The 17,860-nt window shown below is 39.9% G+C and carries 17 protein-coding genes, 1 tRNA gene and 2 pseudogenes; 17 read left to right on the plus strand and 3 right to left on the minus strand.

What is annotated here, in order from left to right:
- The 4 genes from tsaE to upp are packed head-to-tail and all read left to right on the plus strand — an operon-like array spanning position 1 to position 2,230.
- On the plus strand, positions 1-420 hold the full coding sequence (tsaE, locus tag WMO18_RS03845; protein ID WP_022505175.1) for a tRNA (adenosine(37)-N6)-threonylcarbamoyltransferase complex ATPase subunit type 1 TsaE: 420 nt from the start codon (positions 1-3) through the stop codon (positions 418-420).
- Positions 420-1,124, plus strand: a complete 705-nt coding sequence (tsaB, locus tag WMO18_RS03850; RefSeq protein WP_211147725.1) for a tRNA (adenosine(37)-N6)-threonylcarbamoyltransferase complex dimerization subunit type 1 TsaB — start codon at positions 420-422, stop codon at positions 1,122-1,124. The genes tsaE and tsaB overlap by 1 nt, the downstream gene beginning before the upstream one ends.
- Complete coding sequence (rpiB, locus tag WMO18_RS03855) at positions 1,124-1,576, plus strand: ribose 5-phosphate isomerase B (protein WP_022505173.1); 453 nt, start codon at positions 1,124-1,126, stop codon at positions 1,574-1,576. The genes tsaB and rpiB overlap by 1 nt, the downstream gene beginning before the upstream one ends.
- A 21-nt stretch (positions 1,577-1,597) precedes the next feature.
- A complete protein-coding gene (gene upp, locus WMO18_RS03860; RefSeq protein WP_022505172.1) occupies positions 1,598-2,230 on the plus strand; it encodes a uracil phosphoribosyltransferase in 633 nt (210 codons plus the stop codon).
- A gap of 135 nt (positions 2,231-2,365) precedes the next feature.
- On the opposite strand, the gene pyrB is transcribed toward upp, so the two are convergent.
- Both pyrB and WMO18_RS03870 read right to left on the minus strand, forming a co-directional pair.
- On the minus strand, positions 2,366-3,436 hold the full coding sequence (gene pyrB / locus WMO18_RS03865) for an aspartate carbamoyltransferase (protein WP_211147726.1): 1,071 nt from the start codon (positions 3,434-3,436) through the stop codon (positions 2,366-2,368).
- Between the two features lie 27 nt (positions 3,437-3,463).
- Positions 3,464-3,550, minus strand: a tRNA-Leu gene (locus tag WMO18_RS03870).
- Between the two features lie 242 nt (positions 3,551-3,792).
- On the opposite strand from WMO18_RS03870, the gene purC reads away from it, so the two are divergent.
- Genes purC through guaA form a run of 5 tightly spaced genes read left to right on the plus strand, consistent with a single transcriptional unit; the run spans position 3,793 to position 10,311 of the window.
- Complete coding sequence (gene purC / locus WMO18_RS03875) at positions 3,793-4,500, plus strand: phosphoribosylaminoimidazolesuccinocarboxamide synthase (protein ID WP_022505170.1); 708 nt, start codon at positions 3,793-3,795, stop codon at positions 4,498-4,500.
- 18 nt (positions 4,501-4,518) lie between these two features.
- Positions 4,519-5,994, plus strand: a complete 1,476-nt coding sequence (gene purF, locus WMO18_RS03880; RefSeq protein WP_022505169.1) for an amidophosphoribosyltransferase — start codon at positions 4,519-4,521, stop codon at positions 5,992-5,994.
- On the plus strand, positions 5,994-7,427 hold the full coding sequence (purB, locus tag WMO18_RS03885; RefSeq protein ID WP_022505168.1) for an adenylosuccinate lyase: 1,434 nt from the start codon (positions 5,994-5,996) through the stop codon (positions 7,425-7,427). The genes purF and purB overlap by 1 nt, the downstream gene beginning before the upstream one ends.
- A 44-nt stretch (positions 7,428-7,471) precedes the next feature.
- Positions 7,472-8,752 carry an adenylosuccinate synthase gene (locus tag WMO18_RS03890; RefSeq protein WP_211147727.1) on the plus strand — a complete coding sequence of 427 codons (1,281 nt, stop codon included), beginning with the start codon at positions 7,472-7,474 and terminating at the stop codon, positions 8,750-8,752.
- 14 nt (positions 8,753-8,766) lie between these two features.
- A complete protein-coding gene (gene guaA, locus WMO18_RS03895) occupies positions 8,767-10,311 on the plus strand; it encodes a glutamine-hydrolyzing GMP synthase (RefSeq protein ID WP_367286374.1) in 1,545 nt (514 codons plus the stop codon).
- Between the two features lie 452 nt (positions 10,312-10,763).
- On the opposite strand, the gene WMO18_RS10955 is transcribed toward guaA, so the two are convergent.
- Complete coding sequence (locus WMO18_RS10955; protein ID WP_211147729.1) at positions 10,764-10,922, minus strand: helix-turn-helix domain-containing protein; 159 nt, start codon at positions 10,920-10,922, stop codon at positions 10,764-10,766.
- 534 nt (positions 10,923-11,456) lie between these two features.
- On the opposite strand from WMO18_RS10955, the gene WMO18_RS03900 reads away from it, so the two are divergent.
- The 8 genes and pseudogenes from WMO18_RS03900 to WMO18_RS03935 all read left to right on the plus strand — a co-directional run.
- Positions 11,457-12,794 carry a TrkH family potassium uptake protein gene (locus tag WMO18_RS03900; RefSeq protein WP_211147730.1) on the plus strand — a complete coding sequence of 446 codons (1,338 nt, stop codon included), beginning with the start codon at positions 11,457-11,459 and terminating at the stop codon, positions 12,792-12,794.
- A 15-nt stretch (positions 12,795-12,809) separates the two neighbouring features.
- Complete coding sequence (locus WMO18_RS03905; RefSeq protein ID WP_211147731.1) at positions 12,810-13,457, plus strand: potassium channel family protein; 648 nt, start codon at positions 12,810-12,812, stop codon at positions 13,455-13,457.
- Between the two features lie 15 nt (positions 13,458-13,472).
- Complete coding sequence (locus WMO18_RS03910) at positions 13,473-13,727, plus strand: hypothetical protein (RefSeq protein ID WP_211147732.1); 255 nt, start codon at positions 13,473-13,475, stop codon at positions 13,725-13,727.
- A 58-nt stretch (positions 13,728-13,785) separates the two neighbouring features.
- The gene (locus tag WMO18_RS03915; RefSeq protein WP_211147733.1) at positions 13,786-15,762 is read left to right on the plus strand and encodes an ATP-binding protein; all 1,977 of its coding nucleotides are present in this window, start codon (positions 13,786-13,788) and stop codon (positions 15,760-15,762) included.
- Positions 15,755-16,456, plus strand: a complete 702-nt coding sequence (locus WMO18_RS03920) for a response regulator (protein ID WP_211147734.1) — start codon at positions 15,755-15,757, stop codon at positions 16,454-16,456. Before WMO18_RS03915 ends, WMO18_RS03920 begins: the two co-directional genes overlap by 8 nt.
- Positions 16,453-16,551 (plus strand): annotated as a pseudogene (locus WMO18_RS10990) (chromate transporter); the annotation flags it as partial. The gene WMO18_RS03920 and the pseudogene WMO18_RS10990, both read left to right, overlap by 4 nt.
- Before the next feature lie 130 nt (positions 16,552-16,681).
- Complete coding sequence (locus WMO18_RS03930) at positions 16,682-17,011, plus strand: transposase family protein (protein WP_248004684.1); 330 nt, start codon at positions 16,682-16,684, stop codon at positions 17,009-17,011.
- 36 nt (positions 17,012-17,047) lie between these two features.
- Positions 17,048-17,659, plus strand: a pseudogene (locus WMO18_RS03935) (ISL3 family transposase); the annotation flags it as partial.
- Positions 17,660-17,860 lie beyond the last annotated feature (201 nt).

Below are 17,860 nucleotides of genomic sequence, written 5' to 3' on the forward strand. Positions count from 1 at the left end.
ATGGAATATATAACTCATTCTGTTGAAGAAACAGAGAACCTAGCAAGTAAATTAGCCAAGAAACTAAAGGGTACAGAAGTAATTGCATTCTTTGGTGGCTTAGGTATGGGCAAAACTGCCTTTACCAGAGGTCTTTGTAAAGGTCTAAATTACTTTGACGGTGTACAAAGTCCAACATTTTCATTGGTAAATCAGTATAATGCAGATTATACTGTTTACCACTTTGATATGTACCGTATAAACACTTATGACGATTTGTACAGTACAGGATTTTTTGATTATCTAGACACAGGTATTCTTGTTATTGAGTGGAGCGAAAATATAGAAAATGCTTTACCTGATGACTATATCAGTGTTGAAATCAAAAAAGGCGAAAATGATGACGACAGAATTATTAAAATTGAAGGAATTGAACTTTAATGAAAATTTTAGGTATTGATACTTCAGCCAAAACATCTTCAGTAGGTATTGTTGAGGATGGTAAGGTAGTAGATGAAGTTTTTGTCAATGAGGGTTTAACTCATAGTGAAACAATAATGCCTATGATTGACAAATTACTAAAACAAAATAACATAAGTGTTGATGATATAGATGCCTATGCAGTTAATAACGGTCCCGGTTCTTTTACCGGTGTTAGAATAGGTGTTGCAGTAGTTAAGGGTATGGCTTTTAAGGATAACAAAGATTGTTATGAAGTTTCTACACTAGACTCTATTGCTTATAACTGTATTTATAAAGATGGTAAAGTTGTATCTTGTATTGATGCAAGAAGAAACCAAGTTTTTAATGCAGTTTATTCTGTATCAAATGGCAAACTTACAAAAGAAGTTAATGACCGTTCAATACTTATTAAGGATTTGTACGAAGAACTTAAAGATGTAGAAGAAAACATTTATTTTGTCGGTGATGGTCAAGATAAAGTACTTGATTATTTCTCAGAAAATGATATGCTTAAAGAGAACTTTAAGTTTCCGGAATATTTAGAAAATGTTCAGAGAGGTACTAATACTGCTATGATTGCTTATAATAATCAGTCTGGTAAGAAGAAAGGTAAGGATATTTTGCCTCAGTACCTAAAGCTAACTCAAGCTGAACAAGAATTAAGAAAGAAGAGGGAAAAGTAATGATAGCTATTGGTTGCGATCACGGTGGACTAGATATTAAAAATGCAGTAATCGAATACCTAAAGAAGAATGGTATTGAATACAAGGATTACGGTTGTTATACATCAGAAAGTGTTGATTACCCTAAGTATGCTTATAAAGTAGCTACAGCAGTAGCAAATAAAGAAGCTGAACTGGGTATCCTATGTTGTGGTACAGGTATCGGTATCTCTATTGCAGCAAACAAGGTTAAGGGTATCAGAGCAGCAGTTGTTAGTAATGAATTCTGTGCAGAAATGACTCGCCGTCATAATGATGCAAATATCCTATGTATGGGTGGCAGAGTTATTAACGAAGAACAGGCAGTTAAATTTGCTGACATTTTCCTAAACACACCATTTGAAGGTGACAGACACAACAGAAGATTGGATATGGTAAGTGCTATCGAAAACGGTACTTATGAAGATAAATAATTATTAGAAAGCAGGATTAATATGGAAAATCAAGTTACAGTTTTTGACCATCCTCTAATTCAACATAAGTTGACTCATATGAGAGATGAAAAAACAGGTAGTAAACTATTTAGAGAACTTGTATCAGAAGTTTCAATGCTAATGTGCTATGAAGCTACAAGAGATTTACCACTAAAGGAAGTTGAAGTACAAACTCCTCTTGTAAAGACAAAGTCAAAGGTTATTGCAGGTCGTAAACTAGCATTTGTTCCTATTCTTAGAGCAGGTCTTGGTATGCTGGAAGCAATGCTAGAGATGGTACCGGCTGCAAAGGTTGGTCATATCGGTCTTTATAGAGATGAAGAAACTCATGAACCTGTTGAATATTACAACAAGTTACCATCAGACATTGAAGAAAGAGATGTATTTGTTCTTGACCCAATGCTAGCTACAGGTGGTAGTGCAGTTGATGCTATCAACATTATTAAGAAGAGCCATCCTCATTCAATTAAGTTCCTTTGCATTATTGCAGCTCCTGAAGGTATTAAGGCACTAACTGAGGCTCATCCTGATGTTCAGGTATTTTGTGCAGCTAAGGATGAAGGCCTAAATGAAAACTGCTACATTATGCCTGGTCTAGGGGATGCAGGTGACAGAATTTTCGGTACAAAGTAATCTGTATTGTAAATTTTAAACTTAATAAAAATCAGTCGGTACACCATAAATGTACCGACTTTTCTTTTAATATAATCATATATACAAAAACACCCACACAATTAAGTGTGGGCGTAGCTTTACTCTGTAAAAGAATTATTCAATTTCATTATCACAGTAATCACAAATTTTATGATTATCTTTTAAGTAATATTTCTTAGGTAGGTAAGCCTCTTGATTAACAATACATCTAGGGTTTTTACACTTAACATCAGAAATAAACTTTTTGTCATTGCTATGGAAGAAGTAGTCTTTGTCTTCAAGTAGTAGCATAATCAGTGCCATTCTGCCGTACATACCATAAACAGCTTGTTTGAAATAACAAGCTCTTGGGTCATCATCAACTTCAACAGTAATTTCATCAACTCTAGGTAGTGGGTGAAGTACAATCATATCCTTTTTAGCATATGACATTTTTTCTGTATCAAGAATGTATTGACCTTTTTGTGATTGATAATCTTCTTCACTGGCAAATCTTTCCCTTTGAATTCTTGTCATATAAAGAACATCAAGGTCTGCAATATTGCTTTGTAAGTCATCAACTTCTTCATAAGGACAACCGGCATTATCCATAATATCCTTAATATAGTCAGGAATACTTAGTTCCTTAGTTGAGATAAGTACAAAGGAATTACCCTCAAAGTGGCTCATTGTCTTAATAAGTGAATGAACAGTTCTGCCATTCTTTAAGTCACCACAAAGACCAATCTTTAGGTGGTTTAATCTGCCCTTTTCATTAGAAAGGGTAACTAAGTCTGTAAGTGTCTGAGTAGGATGTAGGTGACCACCATCACCTGCATTAATAACAGGTACGCGACTGTAAAGTGAAGCTGCCTTTGCAGAACCCTCAACAGGATTTCTCATTGCAATAATATCAGCATAACCACTAACAATAGTAATAGTATCTTTTAGGTTTTCACCTTTAGAAACTGAAGAGTTCTGTGGATTATCAAAACCGATAATTTTACCACCTAATCTCATCATAGCAGTTTGGAAAGACATCTGTGTACGAGTTGATGGCTCATAAAAAAGAGTTGCCATGATTTTACCATCACAAACATGGCTATACTTTACCGGATCTGCCTTTATCTTTCCAGCCAACTCAATAGTTTGCTGAAGCTGTGTAAAAGTTAAATCCTCAAGATCAATGACATGTCTATGTTTCATGACAACTTCCCCCAATATTATTAAATTTGGTGCCGGTGACCGGACTCGAACCGGTACGATATCGCTATCGGTGGATTTTGAGTCCACTACGTCTGCCAATTCCGTCACACCGGCAAATCAACCGTATGTTATTATATAATAAGTATGGCTAAAAAGCAAGAATTTTTTTAATTTTTTTATTATTTAAGGACAAAACTATATTTTTATACCGGTGAAATACTGTTTTTTTCAGAAATTTTAAGTTTTATGATATTTTTTGTTGATTATGGAGCATTTTTATTATATAATGTATCTGTGTTTTTATGAAACACTTAATTTGTTAATCTATGTTTAAAAACATATAGGAGGAATAAAGGATGGAAATTAAAGAACAACTTTACGAAGGTAAGGCAAAGAAAGTTTTTGCTACAGATGACCCTGATCTATGTGTAGTATCTTATAAGGATGATGCTACTGCTTTTAACGGTAAGAAAAAGGGTACTATCGTTGGTAAAGGTGTAGTAAACAACAGAATGAGTAACTTTATGTTCAAAATGCTAGAAGAGAACGGTATTCATACTCACTATGTTGAAGAACTAAATGACAGAGATACTGTTGTTAAAAAGGTTGAAATTGTTCCACTAGAAGTTATCGTAAGAAATAGAGCAGCTGGTTCTTTCTCAAAGAAGTATGGCGTTCCTGAAGGTTCTGACCTTGCTTCTCCTATTCTTGAATTTGACTATAAGAGTGACCCTCTGGATGACCCACTGGTTAATAACTATCATATTCTTGCTCTTGGCCTAGCTACTCAGGAAGAAATTGATACTATTGCTTCAATGGCTCTAAAGATTGACCAGCTAATGATTGACTTCTTCAAGAAGTGTAATGTTGAACTAGTTGACTTTAAGCTGGAATTCGGTCGTTTCCATGGTGAAATCGTTCTTGCTGACGAAATATCTCCTGATACATGCCGTTTCTGGGATCTAGATACTCATGAAAAACTAGACAAAGACCGTTTCCGTCGTGATATGGGTGGCGTTGAAGAAGCTTACGCTGAAATGATGAAGAGAATTGGTCTTGCTTAATTTTTAATTTATTAATGGATGGTGACTCCCTTGAGCATAAATTTTAACAATTATCACAGTGAAGGTCTTCACGAAGAATGTGGTGTATTTGGTATTTATGGCAACGATGCAATAAAGCCATCGTATGCTTGTTATAACGGACTTCTTGCACTTCAACACCGTGGACAGGAAAGTTGTGGTATTGCTGTAAGTGATTGTGGTGTTATTGATTACCACAAAGATATGGGACTTGTTACCGAAGTATTCAACAATAAAATATTAGACAAACTTGACGGACAGATTGCACTTAGTCATGTCCGTTATTCAACTGCAGGCGGCTCTGTGCGTGAAAACTCACAGCCGCTTGTTATGCGTTATAAAAAAGGCACACTTGCAATTGCACATAATGGTAACCTTACCAATGCTGCCGAAATTAAGCATACTCTTGAACACAGAGGTGCTATTTTCCAAACAACTATTGACTCTGAGGCTATTGCTTATGTTATTGCTCGTGAAAGACAAAAGGTTCATTCCGTTGAAGAAGCAGTAAGAAACACTATGAATACAATCAAAGGTGCTTATTGCTTACTTGTTATGAGTCCTAGAAAGCTTATTGCTGCCAGAGACCCTAACGGATTTAGACCACTTTGTATTGGTAAAATCAACAATTCATATTGTTTTGCCAGTGAGTCTTGTGCCCTTGACGCAGTAGGTGCTGATTTTGTCAGAGATGTAGAACCGGGTGAAATCGTTATTGTTGATGAAGACGGTATCAGAAGTGATAAAACCCATTGTGGCAAGAAAAAGTCAATTTGTATTTTTGAGTATATTTATTTTGCTCGCAGTGATAGTAATATTGACGGTATTTCTGTTTACGAATCAAGAAAAGAAGCCGGTAGAATCCTTGCAAGATGTCATCCTGTAGAGGCTGACCTTGTTATTGGTGTCCCTGAGTCCGGTATTGACGCAGCAATTGGTTATAGTGAAGAATCAGGTATTCCTTATGAAAAGGGTATCGTTAAGAATAACTATATTGGTAGAACCTTTATTAAACCAACCCAGGGTGAAAGAATGAAGAGTGTTAAGATTAAACTTAACCCACTAAGTTCTATTAAGGGTAAGAGAGTTGTTGTAATTGATGACTCAGTTGTTAGAGGTACTACTGTTGATAGAATTGTTACCATGCTTAGAGAAGCAGGTGCAAGCGAAGTACATATGAGAATTTCTTCTCCACCTTTTATGTGGCCTTGTTATTATGGTACAGATATTCCTTCAAAAGGTGAGCTTATTGCTTGTAACCATACTATAGAAGAAATCAGACAAATTAGTGGTGCAGATTCCTTTGGATATTTGCCGGTTGAACATCTTAGAGAACTTACTTTCTCTGATGATGTATGTTACTGTGACGGTTGTTTCACAGGACAGTACCCAGCAGACATTACCCACAACCAGCTTGAGGGTAAAAAGCGTGGTGGTATGAATTTTAAAAATACAAAAATCAAGGAGAAAGTATAATGAGTAAAGATTGTTACGAATCCCCATTGTCTTCAAGATATGCAAGTAAAGAAATGAAGTATATCTTCAGTCCGGATATGAAGTTCCGTACATGGAGAAAACTTTGGATTGCTCTTGCAGAAAGTGAAATGGAACTAGGACTTCCTATTACACAGGAACAGATTGATGAACTAAAGGCTAATGCTGATAATATTAATTATGAAGTTGCAGAAGCTAGAGAAAAGCTTGTTCGTCACGATGTAATGAGTCATGTTTATGCTTATGGTCAGCAGTGCCCAAAGGCTAAAGGTATCATTCACCTAGGTGCTACTTCTTGTTATGTTGGTGATAACACAGATGTTATCATTATGACAGAAGGTCTAAAGTTAGTTAGAAATAAGCTTGTTACTGTTATTCGTGAACTTGCTAAGTTCGCCGATAAGTACAAGGATTTACCTACACTTGCTTTTACACATTTCCAACCTGCACAGCCTACAACAGTAGGTAAGAGAGCATCTCTATGGTTACAGGAATTATTAATGGACCTTGAAGATGTTGAATATCAGCTAAGTAAGGCAAAGTTACTAGGTTGTAAGGGTACAACAGGTACTCAGGCTAGTTTCCTTGAATTATTTGAAGGTGACCACGAAAAGTGTAAGGAACTTGACAGAAGAATTGCAAAGAAAATGGGCTATAGTGCTTGTTTTGCAGTGTCAGGTCAGACTTATTCAAGAAAACTTGATACACAGGTTCTAAATGTTCTTTCCGGTATTGCTCAGAGTGCTGCTAAGTTCTCTAACGATATTAGACTACTTCAACACCTAAAGGAAGTTGAAGAACCATTTGAAAAGAACCAAATCGGTTCTTCTGCTATGGCATACAAGAGAAACCCTATGCGTTCAGAAAGAATCGGTTCTCTATCAAGATATGTTATGGTTGATGTACTTAACGGTGCATTTACAACTGCTACACAGTGGTTTGAAAGAACACTTGATGACTCTGCAAACAAGAGATTAAGTATTCCTGAAGCATTCCTAGCTATTGACGGAATCCTTAACCTATATGCTAATGTTACAGATGGTCTTGTTGTTTATCCAAAGGTTATTGAACAGCGTCTAAGAAAAGAACTACCATTTATGGCTACAGAAAATATTATGATGGATGCCGTAAAGCGTGGTGGTGACAGACAGGAACTTCACGAAAAAATCAGACAACACTCTATGGCTGCTTCCAGAGTAGTCAAAGAAGAGGGTGGTGAAAATGATCTTCTTGAAAGAATTGCAAATGATAAGTCATTTGGTGTTACTCTTGAAGAACTAGAGGCTATTCTTCAGCCTTCAAAATATGTTGGTCGTGCTCCACAGCAGACAACAGACTTCTTAAACGAAGTTGTATATCCTGCTATTGCTCCTTACGAAAATATTGAGGACGAAAAGGCAGAAATCACAGTATAAACAAATGATGCAAATTATTTGCATTTTGAAAGGATGTCAAACAAATGGTTAAAGCTATAGTTGGTGCTAACTGGGGCGATGAAGGTAAGGGCAAAATTACTGATGTATTAGCTCAGAACTCTGATGTAGTAATTCGTTTTCAGGGTGGTGCTAATGCAGGACATACTATCGTAAATGAATACGGTAAGTTTGCACTTCACCAGTTACCATCAGGTGTATTTAATGGCAATGTTACAAATATTATCGGTAATGGCGTTGCATTCTCAGTAGAGAATTTTGTAAAAGAAATGAAGGAATTAAAGGACAGAGGTGTTCCTGAACCAAAGATTTTAATTTCTGACAGAGCTCAAATCGTAATGCCTTATCATGTTGCATTTGACTGCTATGAAGAAGAAAGACTAGGCAAGAACTCTTTTGGTTCAACAAAGAGTGGTATTGCTCCTTTCTATTCAGATAAGTATAGCAAAATCGGTTTCCAGATTAATGAACTTTATGATGATATTGATTATCTAAAGGAAAAGATTGCAAGAACTCTTGAAGTTAAGAATGCAACACTTAAGAATCTATACAACAAACCTCCAATTTCAGTTGACGAAATCTTCAACAAGCTAATGGAATACAGAGATGCTCTTGCTCCATATGTTGCAGATACATTTACTTTCTTGCATGATGCTTGTAAAGATGGCAAGAATATTCTATTAGAGGGTCAGCTAGGCTCACTAAAAGATACTGACTTTGGTATCTATCCAATGGTTACTTCCAGTAACACAATTGCCGGTTATGGTGCAGTTGGTGCAGGTGGTATTCCTCCTTACGAAATCAAGGATATTGTTACAGTTGTTAAAGCTTATTCAAGTGCAGTAGGTGCAGGTGAATTTGTTTCTGAAATCTTCGGTGAAGAAGCTGACGAACTTCGTAGAAGAGGTGGCGACGGTGGCGAATTTGGTGCTACAACAGGTCGTCCTCGTAGAATGGGTTGGTTAGATTTAGTTGCTACAAGATACGGTTGTCGTGTACAGGGTGCTACTCAGGTTGCATTTACTGTTCTTGATGTTCTTGGTTATCTTGATGAAATCCCTGTTTGTGTTGGTTACGAACTAGACGGTGAAGAAATCGACTACTTCCCATCAACAACAAAGCTAAAGAGATGTAAGCCAATTCTTAAGAAACTTCCTGGTTGGAAGTGCGACATTAGTGGTATTAAGAATTACGAAGACCTACCTGAGAACTGCCGTAACTATATTGAATTTGCAGAAAAAGAAATCGGTGTGCCAATTACTATGGTTTCTAACGGTCCTGCAAGAGAAGATATTATTTACAGATAATTTTGAGGTGTGTAATGGCGAAAGCAAAAGAAAAAGTTCTTGTTCTTGACTTTGGTGGTCAGTACAACCAGCTTATTGCAAGACGAGTTCGTGATCACCATGTATATGCTGAAATTAAGCAGTACACTACAGATATAGAAGAAATTAAGGCCGAAAATTATAAGGGCATTATTTTTACAGGTGGACCAAACTCAGTTTATGATATGAGTTCACCACATTATTCAAAAGAAATTCTTGAACTGGGTATTCCGGTTCTTGGCATTTGTTATGGCTGTCAGCTAATCACATGGATGTGTGACGGTAAGGTTGAATCAGCTATTAATAGCGAATATGGTAAAATTCAAATTGATATTTCAAAGTCTGATAGCAAACTATTTAAGGATGTTCCTAAGGAAAATATTGTTTGGATGAGCCACACTGACTATGTTAGTGAAATTCCAAAAGGTTTTGAAGTAACTGCATCATCAAAGGATTGCCCTTGTGCAGCTTTTGAAAATGTAGATAAGAACCTATACGCAGTACAGTTCCATCCGGAAGTTACTCACTCAGAATATGGTAATGTAATTCTAAAGAACTTTCTTTATGATGTTTGCCATTGTTCAGGTGACTGGCAGATGGATAGCTTTATCGACAATACAGTTAATGCACTAAGAGAAAAGATTGGTGATAAAAAGGTTGTCCTAGGTCTTTCCGGTGGTGTTGACAGTTCTGTTGCAGCTGCACTTCTAAGTAAGGCAGTAGGTAAGCAATTAACTTGTGTATTTGTTGACCAAGGTTTAATGCGTAAAAACGAAGGTGACTTTGTAGAAGAAACTTTCACAAAGTTATTTGATATGAACTTTGTTCGTGTAAATTGTGGCCACGAATTTATCTCTAAGTTAAAGGGTGCAACAGACCCTGAAGACAAGAGAAAGATTATCGGTACAGAATTTTATAAGGTATTCTGGGATAAAATCAGAGAAGAAGCTGATGGTGGTTTCTTTGCTCAAGGTACAATTTATCCTGACTGTATCGAAAGTGGTAAGGGTAACGCAGACAAAATCAAAACTCATCACAATAAGGTTGCAATGCCTGAAGACATTAAGTTTGATGATGTTGTTGAACCACTTTGTGACCTGTTTAAGGATGAAGTTAGAGTTGTTGGCGAAAAGCTGGGTATCCCTAAGGAATTAGTTTGGAGACAACCATTCCCGGGTCCCGGTTTAGGTGTTAGAATTATTGGCGAAATCACAGAAGAAAAGATTAAAATTCTTCAAGATGCCGATGCAGTTTTCAGAGATGAAATTGCAAAGAGTGGTATCGCACAGGATTTAAGCCAGTTCTTCTGCGTACTACCGGATGTTAGAACAGTTGGTGTTATGGGTGACCATAGAACATATGACCACCTTGTAGCAATTCGTGCAGTTACTACCGATGACTTTATGACTGCCGACTTTGCAAGAATCCCTTATGATGTCCTTGCAAGAGTCTCTAATCGTATCGTTAACGAGTGCGAACATATCAATCGTGTAGTTTATGATATTACATCAAAACCCCCTGGTACGATCGAGTGGGAATAGTTCCCTTTGGTTTATATGTGCCGAAAAAACCAGTATTAACTGGGTTACCATAAGGATACCTTTGTTTAATCGGGCGCCGAATGGCAGGTAGTGCATATGCACCGCCTGTCTTTCGCCTTTTTTATGATCTTTACATTTCGGTGACATTGCCGATGTAACGGAAATAAATATCAATCTGCTGTTTAAACTCTGGGGTGTATGATTTTTGATTTTTAGCCATTGTGTTGAACTCCTTTTTCTATAAGTATAGCTTGTTTAACATTTCGTGTCTATGGTTATATTCTAGCACCAGTATAGTTCTGCGATACCGTTTCTTACACCACCCTGTACGAAAAAATACACTACCGAAATAACTTGACCGTGTAGGCGTTGCTTGTGTTTGATCCGTCCTGTCTGCAGCGCTTTTTCTTTTTCAAGACTTCGGATTGCTGCGTCCACCGTCTTTTTGTCAATCAGCATTCCTCGGCGATCAGCCGCCGTGACGGAAAGCAGACACCGTTTTTATCGCTGTGTTTTACAAGGCAGCAGTAGACGGCGTAATCTCTCGGCTTTAATCGGTAGTCGCTTATGCGGTTTGAAATGATTGAAAATTTTATCCCCTCACTTTTCATGCCGAAAATCGGGTGTTCTAACACCTTAAAATTGAGAATTTACAAAATGTTCAAAATCTCGAGGGCTATCCGCCAAAAGAAAACAGGTAAAGGACGGTGAGATTCTCTGCCTGTTGCAGTATATATTTTCGAAACAGAAACAGAATCGTGCGATCCCGTTTCCGATTATCTTACTTTGTTACGGTTCTAATTCAGGTGTCGGCTCGTACACTTCCATCATCAGCCGTGATGTAAATCGAAATCCGTTTGTGAACGCTTGTAGCTCATGCCGGTTATAATTTCTGCATCCGTTTTTTAATTTGTTCGAACGGAACCTTTTGCTGTTCTGTGAGAGTGGCTCTGAGTTCCGTTTCAAGCCGCACAACGGTTACAAACGATCCGCCTTTGTCTGTGCCTTTTTGCTATACTCTGCACTGTTTTTTGAAAGAATGAGCGTCTTAATGCAATCTTAATACAGAGCGCTGAATCATTACACCGTTTTATTATGTTTCACGGTATTCTCTTTATAAACAAGAAGAAATAGGAGAAGTATATATGTCTGAAATTACACATAGAAAAAAGAGGCTGTCATCCTTTAAGCTGATCGTTTTGGGCTTTGCCAGTGTCATAGTGCTTGGAGCGCTGATATTGATGCTGCCGTTTTCATCGACTGCCGGAGTTGTTACGCCGTTTCATGAGGCGCTGTTCACATCGACCTCCGCCGTTTGCGTTACGGGGCTGGTCGTGCAGGATACAGGTAGCTATTGGTCCGCTTTCGGGCAGACGGTAATACTGCTGATGATCCAGATAGGCGGGCTCGGTGTTGTGACAGTTGCGGCATTTTTCGCTATGCTGTCCGGCAGAAAAATATCGCTGATGCAGCGCAGTACCATGCAGGACGCCATCTCTGCCCCGAAGGTCGGCGGGATCGTCCGCCTGACCCGCTTTATTGTACGGGGAACTTTTTTGATCGAGCTTATCGGAATGCTCGTCATGCTGCCGACATTTTGCGGAAAATTCGGTATCAAGGGAATTTGGATGGCGGCATTTCATTCGATTTCCGCCTTTTGCAACGCCGGCTTTGACATACTCGGCACCGCAGAAAACAAATACCCGTCTCTTACGGAATACATCGGAGAGCCTACAATAAACATTGCAATTATGCTTTTAATTATTGTGGGCGGTATTGGATTTTTGACCTGGGACGATATTTACACAAACAAGTGGCATTTCAAAAAATACCGTATGCAAAGTAAAGTCATATTGGTAACAACGGCAATCCTCATTATCGCTCCCGCAGTATTCTTTTTCTTCTGTGATTTTACGGGGATGCCGCTCGGCGAAAGGATTCTTGCGTCGCTTTTTCAGTCTGTCACACCGAGAACCGCCGGTTTCAATACCGCCGATCTTCCCGCTATGACCGGTTCCTCTAAGGCAATTATGATTCTGCTGATGCTCGTCGGAGGATCGCCCGGCTCCACGGCAGGCGGTATGAAAACGACCACGTTTGCCGTTCTGATTCTGAGTGCATTCTCCGTCTGTCGCAAAAAGGATGATGCCGAAGTCTACGGCAGGCGCATTGATGGTTCGACAGTGAAAAACGCCGTAACCATTGCCGTAATGTATTTCCTGCTGTTTTTTATCGGTGGCATTGTTATCAGCATGGCAGAGGGTCTGCCGCTTAGCACTTGTCTTTATGAAACGGCATCCGCCGTCGGAACGGTCGGGCTTACGCTCGGGATCACACCGCAGCTCGGCATTCTGTCTCAGCTTATTTTAATCGTCTTAATGTATCTCGGTAGAGTCGGTGGACTCACCCTGATTTATGCGGCGATCTCCAATAAAAATCAGAGCGTCGCAAAGCTGCCGCTCGAAAAGATCACAGTTGGATAAAGGAGTTAGTATATTATGAAAAACATATTGTTAATAGGCCTCGGCAGATTCGGAAAGAATATCGCTTTGCAGCTTAACAAGTTAGGACACGAGGTGATGGCAGTAGACAACAACGAAGAAAGAGTCAATGACATTCTGTCGATCGTTACCAATGCGCAGATCGGCGACAGCACAAACACGGAGTTTTTAAAGTCGCTCGGCATCAGAAACTTTGATGTGTGCATCGTCACCATCGGTGGAGATTTTCAAAACTCGCTGGAAACCACTTCTTTGCTGAAGGAGCTCGGTGCAAAATTAGTTGTGTCCCGCGCCGAGCGTGATGTGCAGGCAAAATTTCTTCTGCGCAACGGAGCGGACGAGGTCGTTTCCCCAGAAAAACAGGTAGCAAATTGGGCTGCTATTCGGTACACCGCCGACCACATTCGGGATTATATTGAGGTTGATGAGGCTCATGCCATTTTTGAGGTAGAGGTGCCGGAGGGATGGGTCGGCAAATCCGTCGGGGAACTGGATATCCGCAGAAAATACAGCATCAATATTATGGCGACTAAGGAGAACGGAAAAATTAATATGGCAGTTACGCCGGAAACCGTTCTTACGGACAAGATCACCCTTTTGGTTCTCGGTGCTTATAAAGAACTGCAAAAGTGTTTTCACATTTGACAGAGGTGAACGGAATTGGCTGAGTTATTGCTGATTGTCAGTCTGCTTGGCATATTTGCTTTCGGATTTTATCTTATGATCAGGCTGGACCGATTTCTTGAAGAAAACAGAAAGGCATTGTTAAGGGAAAACGAATCCTGCAAGCCTTCCGAAGTTCTGCTGCCACATGGGCTGTCCGACAGTGAGATATTAAGCGAGATCCACCGCTTTCGGGAAACGCACGGAAAGGTCGATATTATTCTTTCCGACAGCAAAGAGAATACATTTTAGTTTGCGGTAGATTATTTCACGATTTTGATGTATAATAAAACAAAAGGACGGTGACCAGATGAAAACACAAACCGAGCAGTCAAAAAAAGGCGCAGACGAGCATATCCTTGTCTGCCTATCCTCTTCGCCGTCCAATGCAAGGATCATACACACCGCCTCAAAGATGGCTAAGGTCCTTCATGCAAGATTTACCGCCATCTATGTGCAGACGGATACGGTTATAAATGATGAGGATCAGTCCCGACTTTCGCAGAACATACAGCTCGCGCAAAAGCTCGGCGCCGAGATCGTTATGACGCATGGCGAGGATGTACCACTTCAGATCTCGGAATATGTCAGGCTTTCCGATGTCACAAAAATCGTGATTGGTCAAAGCAGCGCCAGACGAAGATGTCTGTTTGGGATACCAACTCTCACCGAAAAGCTGATTTTCTCCGCCCCTGATGTTGACATTCATATTATTCCAGACACGCTGAACTACACAAAGCCTCACAGACGCCGTCTGTTCTTTGGTACAGAGATACCTTCGCTGCGGAATATTGCCGTGACCGTTCTGGCGCTTGCCGTATGCACGGCGATCGGGCTTCTGTTCGATCATCTCGGCTTTTCCGATACCAATATCGTTACGGTATATATCCTCGGTGTGCTGATGATCTCCGTTTTGACCAAAGGATACCTTTGCAGTATGGCAGGCTCATTTCTAAGTGTTGTATTGTTCGGATTTTTCCTTACCGAACCCAGGTTGTCCTTTCAGACCTATGCCGTAGGCTATCCCGTTACCTTTGCAGTCATGCTGGCATCTTCCATTCTCACCGGCACGCTTGCCTCGAAGCTGAAAGATCATGCAAGGCTCTCGGCTCGCTCCGCGTTCCGTGTGCAGGTGCTGTTCGACACTGACCGTCTGCTGCAAAAAGCAAAAAGCAACGATGATGTTTTAAGCGTCACCTGTATGCAGCTCTCGCGACTGCTTGACCGAAGCATTGTTGCCTATATGAAAGGCGAAAACGGAATGTTGTCCGGTCGGCTGTATGCCGAAAAAAAGGATACACACGCTGAAAAGCTGCTAAGCGATGCAGAGCGGCAAACCGCAGAATGGGTGTTTCAAAATGGTTGCCGTGCAGGAGCAACGACCGCACAGTTTAGAAAATCCGAATGTCTTTATCTTGCGATCCGTGCAGGCGGCAGAGTCTACGGGGTGATCGGAATACCGATGAAACCCGAAAAGCCCGATTCATTTGAAGGCAGCATCGTACTTTCGGTTGTGAACGAATGTGCTCTGGCAATGGATAATGCTCACAACGCCGCCGAAAAGGAACGGGTGGCAGATCTTGCAAAAAGCGAGCAGCTGCGTGCCGACCTTTTGCGGTCAATCTCACACGATCTGCGCACGCCGCTTTGCTCCGTTTCTGGTAATGCGGACACGCTTTTGCATAACGGAAGCTGCCTGGACGAAGCAACCAAACAGCAGATCTATAAAGATATTTATGACGATTCCGAATGGTTGATCGGCGTAGTGGAAAATCTTTTGTATGTCACAAGACTGAATGACGGACGCCTAAAGCTGGAACTTACCGACCAGCTTGTGGACGAAGTGGTCAACGAAGCCGTTTCGCATTTGAAGAAAAAATCGGTCGGACACAAGGTGACGGTAAGGTGCGACGATCTGATCCTTGCCCGTATGGACGCACAGCTTATCGTGCAGGTCATCGTCAATCTTATTGACAACTCCTTGAAATATACCGAACAAGGCTCCGAGATCTGCGTAAGTGTCGAAAAACAGGGTGGGAATGCCGTGATCCGTGTCGCCGATGACGGAAACGGAATTGCAGACGATGTGAAACCGCACATTTTTGAAATGTTTTACACCGGAAAAAACACAGTCGCAGACAGCCGCAGAAGCTTTGGAATCGGGCTTACCTTGTGCAAAGCGATCGTCGAGTTGCACGGCGGGACGCTGACGCTTGCCGACAATGTACCGCACGGCTGTGTATTTACCTTTACTTTACCACTTAGCGAGGTGACTCTGAATGAATAAACCCCTTGTTCTCGTTGTGGAGGACGACCGTCCTGTCCGCAATCTGATCGTAACAACATTAAAGGCGCACGATTACCGCTATCTGACTGCAGAGAACGGACGCGGTGCCATTATGGAGGTGACCTCCCATAACCCGGATATCGTTCTGCTGGATCTGGGGCTGCCGGATATCGACGGCACACAGGTGATCGAAAGCATCCGCTCATGGTCAAATATGCCCATTATTGTGATCAGTGCGCGTAGCGAGGATAAAGACAAAATCACGGCGCTGGATGCCGGGGCGGACGACTATCTGACAAAGCCATTTTCCGTAGAGGAGCTTTTGGCACGGCTTCGTGTCACGCAAAGAAGACTGTTGCTTTTGCAGGCAAACAGTGACACCGACTCACCAATTTTCCAAAACGGCGAGCTTAAAATTGATTATGCCGCCGGCTGCGCTTATTTAAACGGGGAGGAATTGCACCTGACCCCGATTGAATACAAGCTTTTGTGTCTGCTCTCTCATAATGTCGGAAAGGTGCTGACGCACACCTTTATCACGCAGCAGATTTGGGGCAGCAGCTGGGAAAACGATATTGCTTCTCTGCGGGTGTTTATGGCGACCCTACGCAAAAAGCTGGAGCTGCAAAAGGACAGTCCACAATACATTCAGACGCATATCGGCGTCGGTTACCGTATGCTGCGGGTAGACTGAGAAAAGCGTGGACTTTGTTTCTCACCTTTCTTAAAATCGGCGCCTTTACCTTCGGCGGCGGATATGGGATGGTTGCCCTTGTAAGAGAAACAGTCTTTTTCGGCTCTATAATAAATGTTGGGGTAAGAAAAATAGAGCCTACGAAAAAATATAAAAAAGTAGAGCATAAATTTGAAAAATCCGTTAAAATGGAATTGACAAAAAACCAGAACGGAGGTCAAAATTATGCTCTACACTTATTCTATCGAAAAACTAACAGGATTGCAAGGCATAATAATAAATAATATTGAAAGCAATGAAAAAGAGGTCCATATTCATTGTGAATTGGAAAGAAAACCTCATAAGTGCCCTAATTGTGGTTGTGTAACAGATTGTGTTCATGACTACAGAGTACAACTAATTAAGGATATTCCATCCTTTGGTAAGTTCGTGTATATTCATCTGAGGAAAAGAAGATACCGTTGTAAATGTGGAAAAAGGTTTGCTGAAGATAATAATTTTCTTGCTAAATACCAAAGATATACAACAAGATTTATCATATATATAAATGTATGATTTAATCAAGTATTTTAAGGAGTTCCTAAAGAAAACAGGATGGAAGTTGAGTTATTTGTAAGTGATATGTGGAAAACATATTCAAATGTATCCGAAACTTGGCTTAAAAATGCAACACAGGTAGTGGATAAATACCATTGGATAAGGCAGATAATATGGGCATTTGAAAGAGTACGAAAAGAGGAACAGAAGAAGTTTCCAAAGAGTGAAAGAAAGTATTTCAAACACTCAAGAAAGCTGTTATTAAAACGATTTGATGAATTAAATGATGAACAAAAGCAACAAGTAAATATTATGTTGTATAAATCAGCAAACCTGAATATTGCACACTGGTTTAAAGAAGATTTTCTCAAAATACTTGATTGCAATGACAGAGAAGAAGCCAAGAAAAGAATGTCTGAATGGATAAATTCAGCACTTGATAGTGGAATTGCACATTTAGAGAAATGTGCAAAAACAATGCTTAATTGGCAGAATGGTATATTAAATTCATTCTTAACACCGATAACTAATGGTTTTACAGAAGGCTGCAACAACAAAATCAAAGTTCTAAAAAGGAATGCTTATGGTTATCAAAATTTTAATAGATTTCGTAACCGTATTTTACATATGTTTTCGCTACAAAAGCAAAAACAAGTGATAGCTTAATACTATCACTTGTCTATCTAATCTATTTCATTTTATTGGATTTACCCCAACTATTGACATAGAGCCGGAATAAAAAGACTCAAGAATTTTTAATTCTTGAGTCTTTTTTATATATGAATTGTGAATATAATTCAATATATAATTAAAAAAATACAAATACATATTGAAATGTTTATTGTACTATGATATAATATCACTAAA

Source organism: Ruminococcoides intestinihominis, from assembly GCF_040096285.1.
GTDB classification, from domain to species: domain Bacteria; phylum Bacillota; class Clostridia; order Oscillospirales; family Acutalibacteraceae; genus Ruminococcoides; species Ruminococcoides intestinihominis.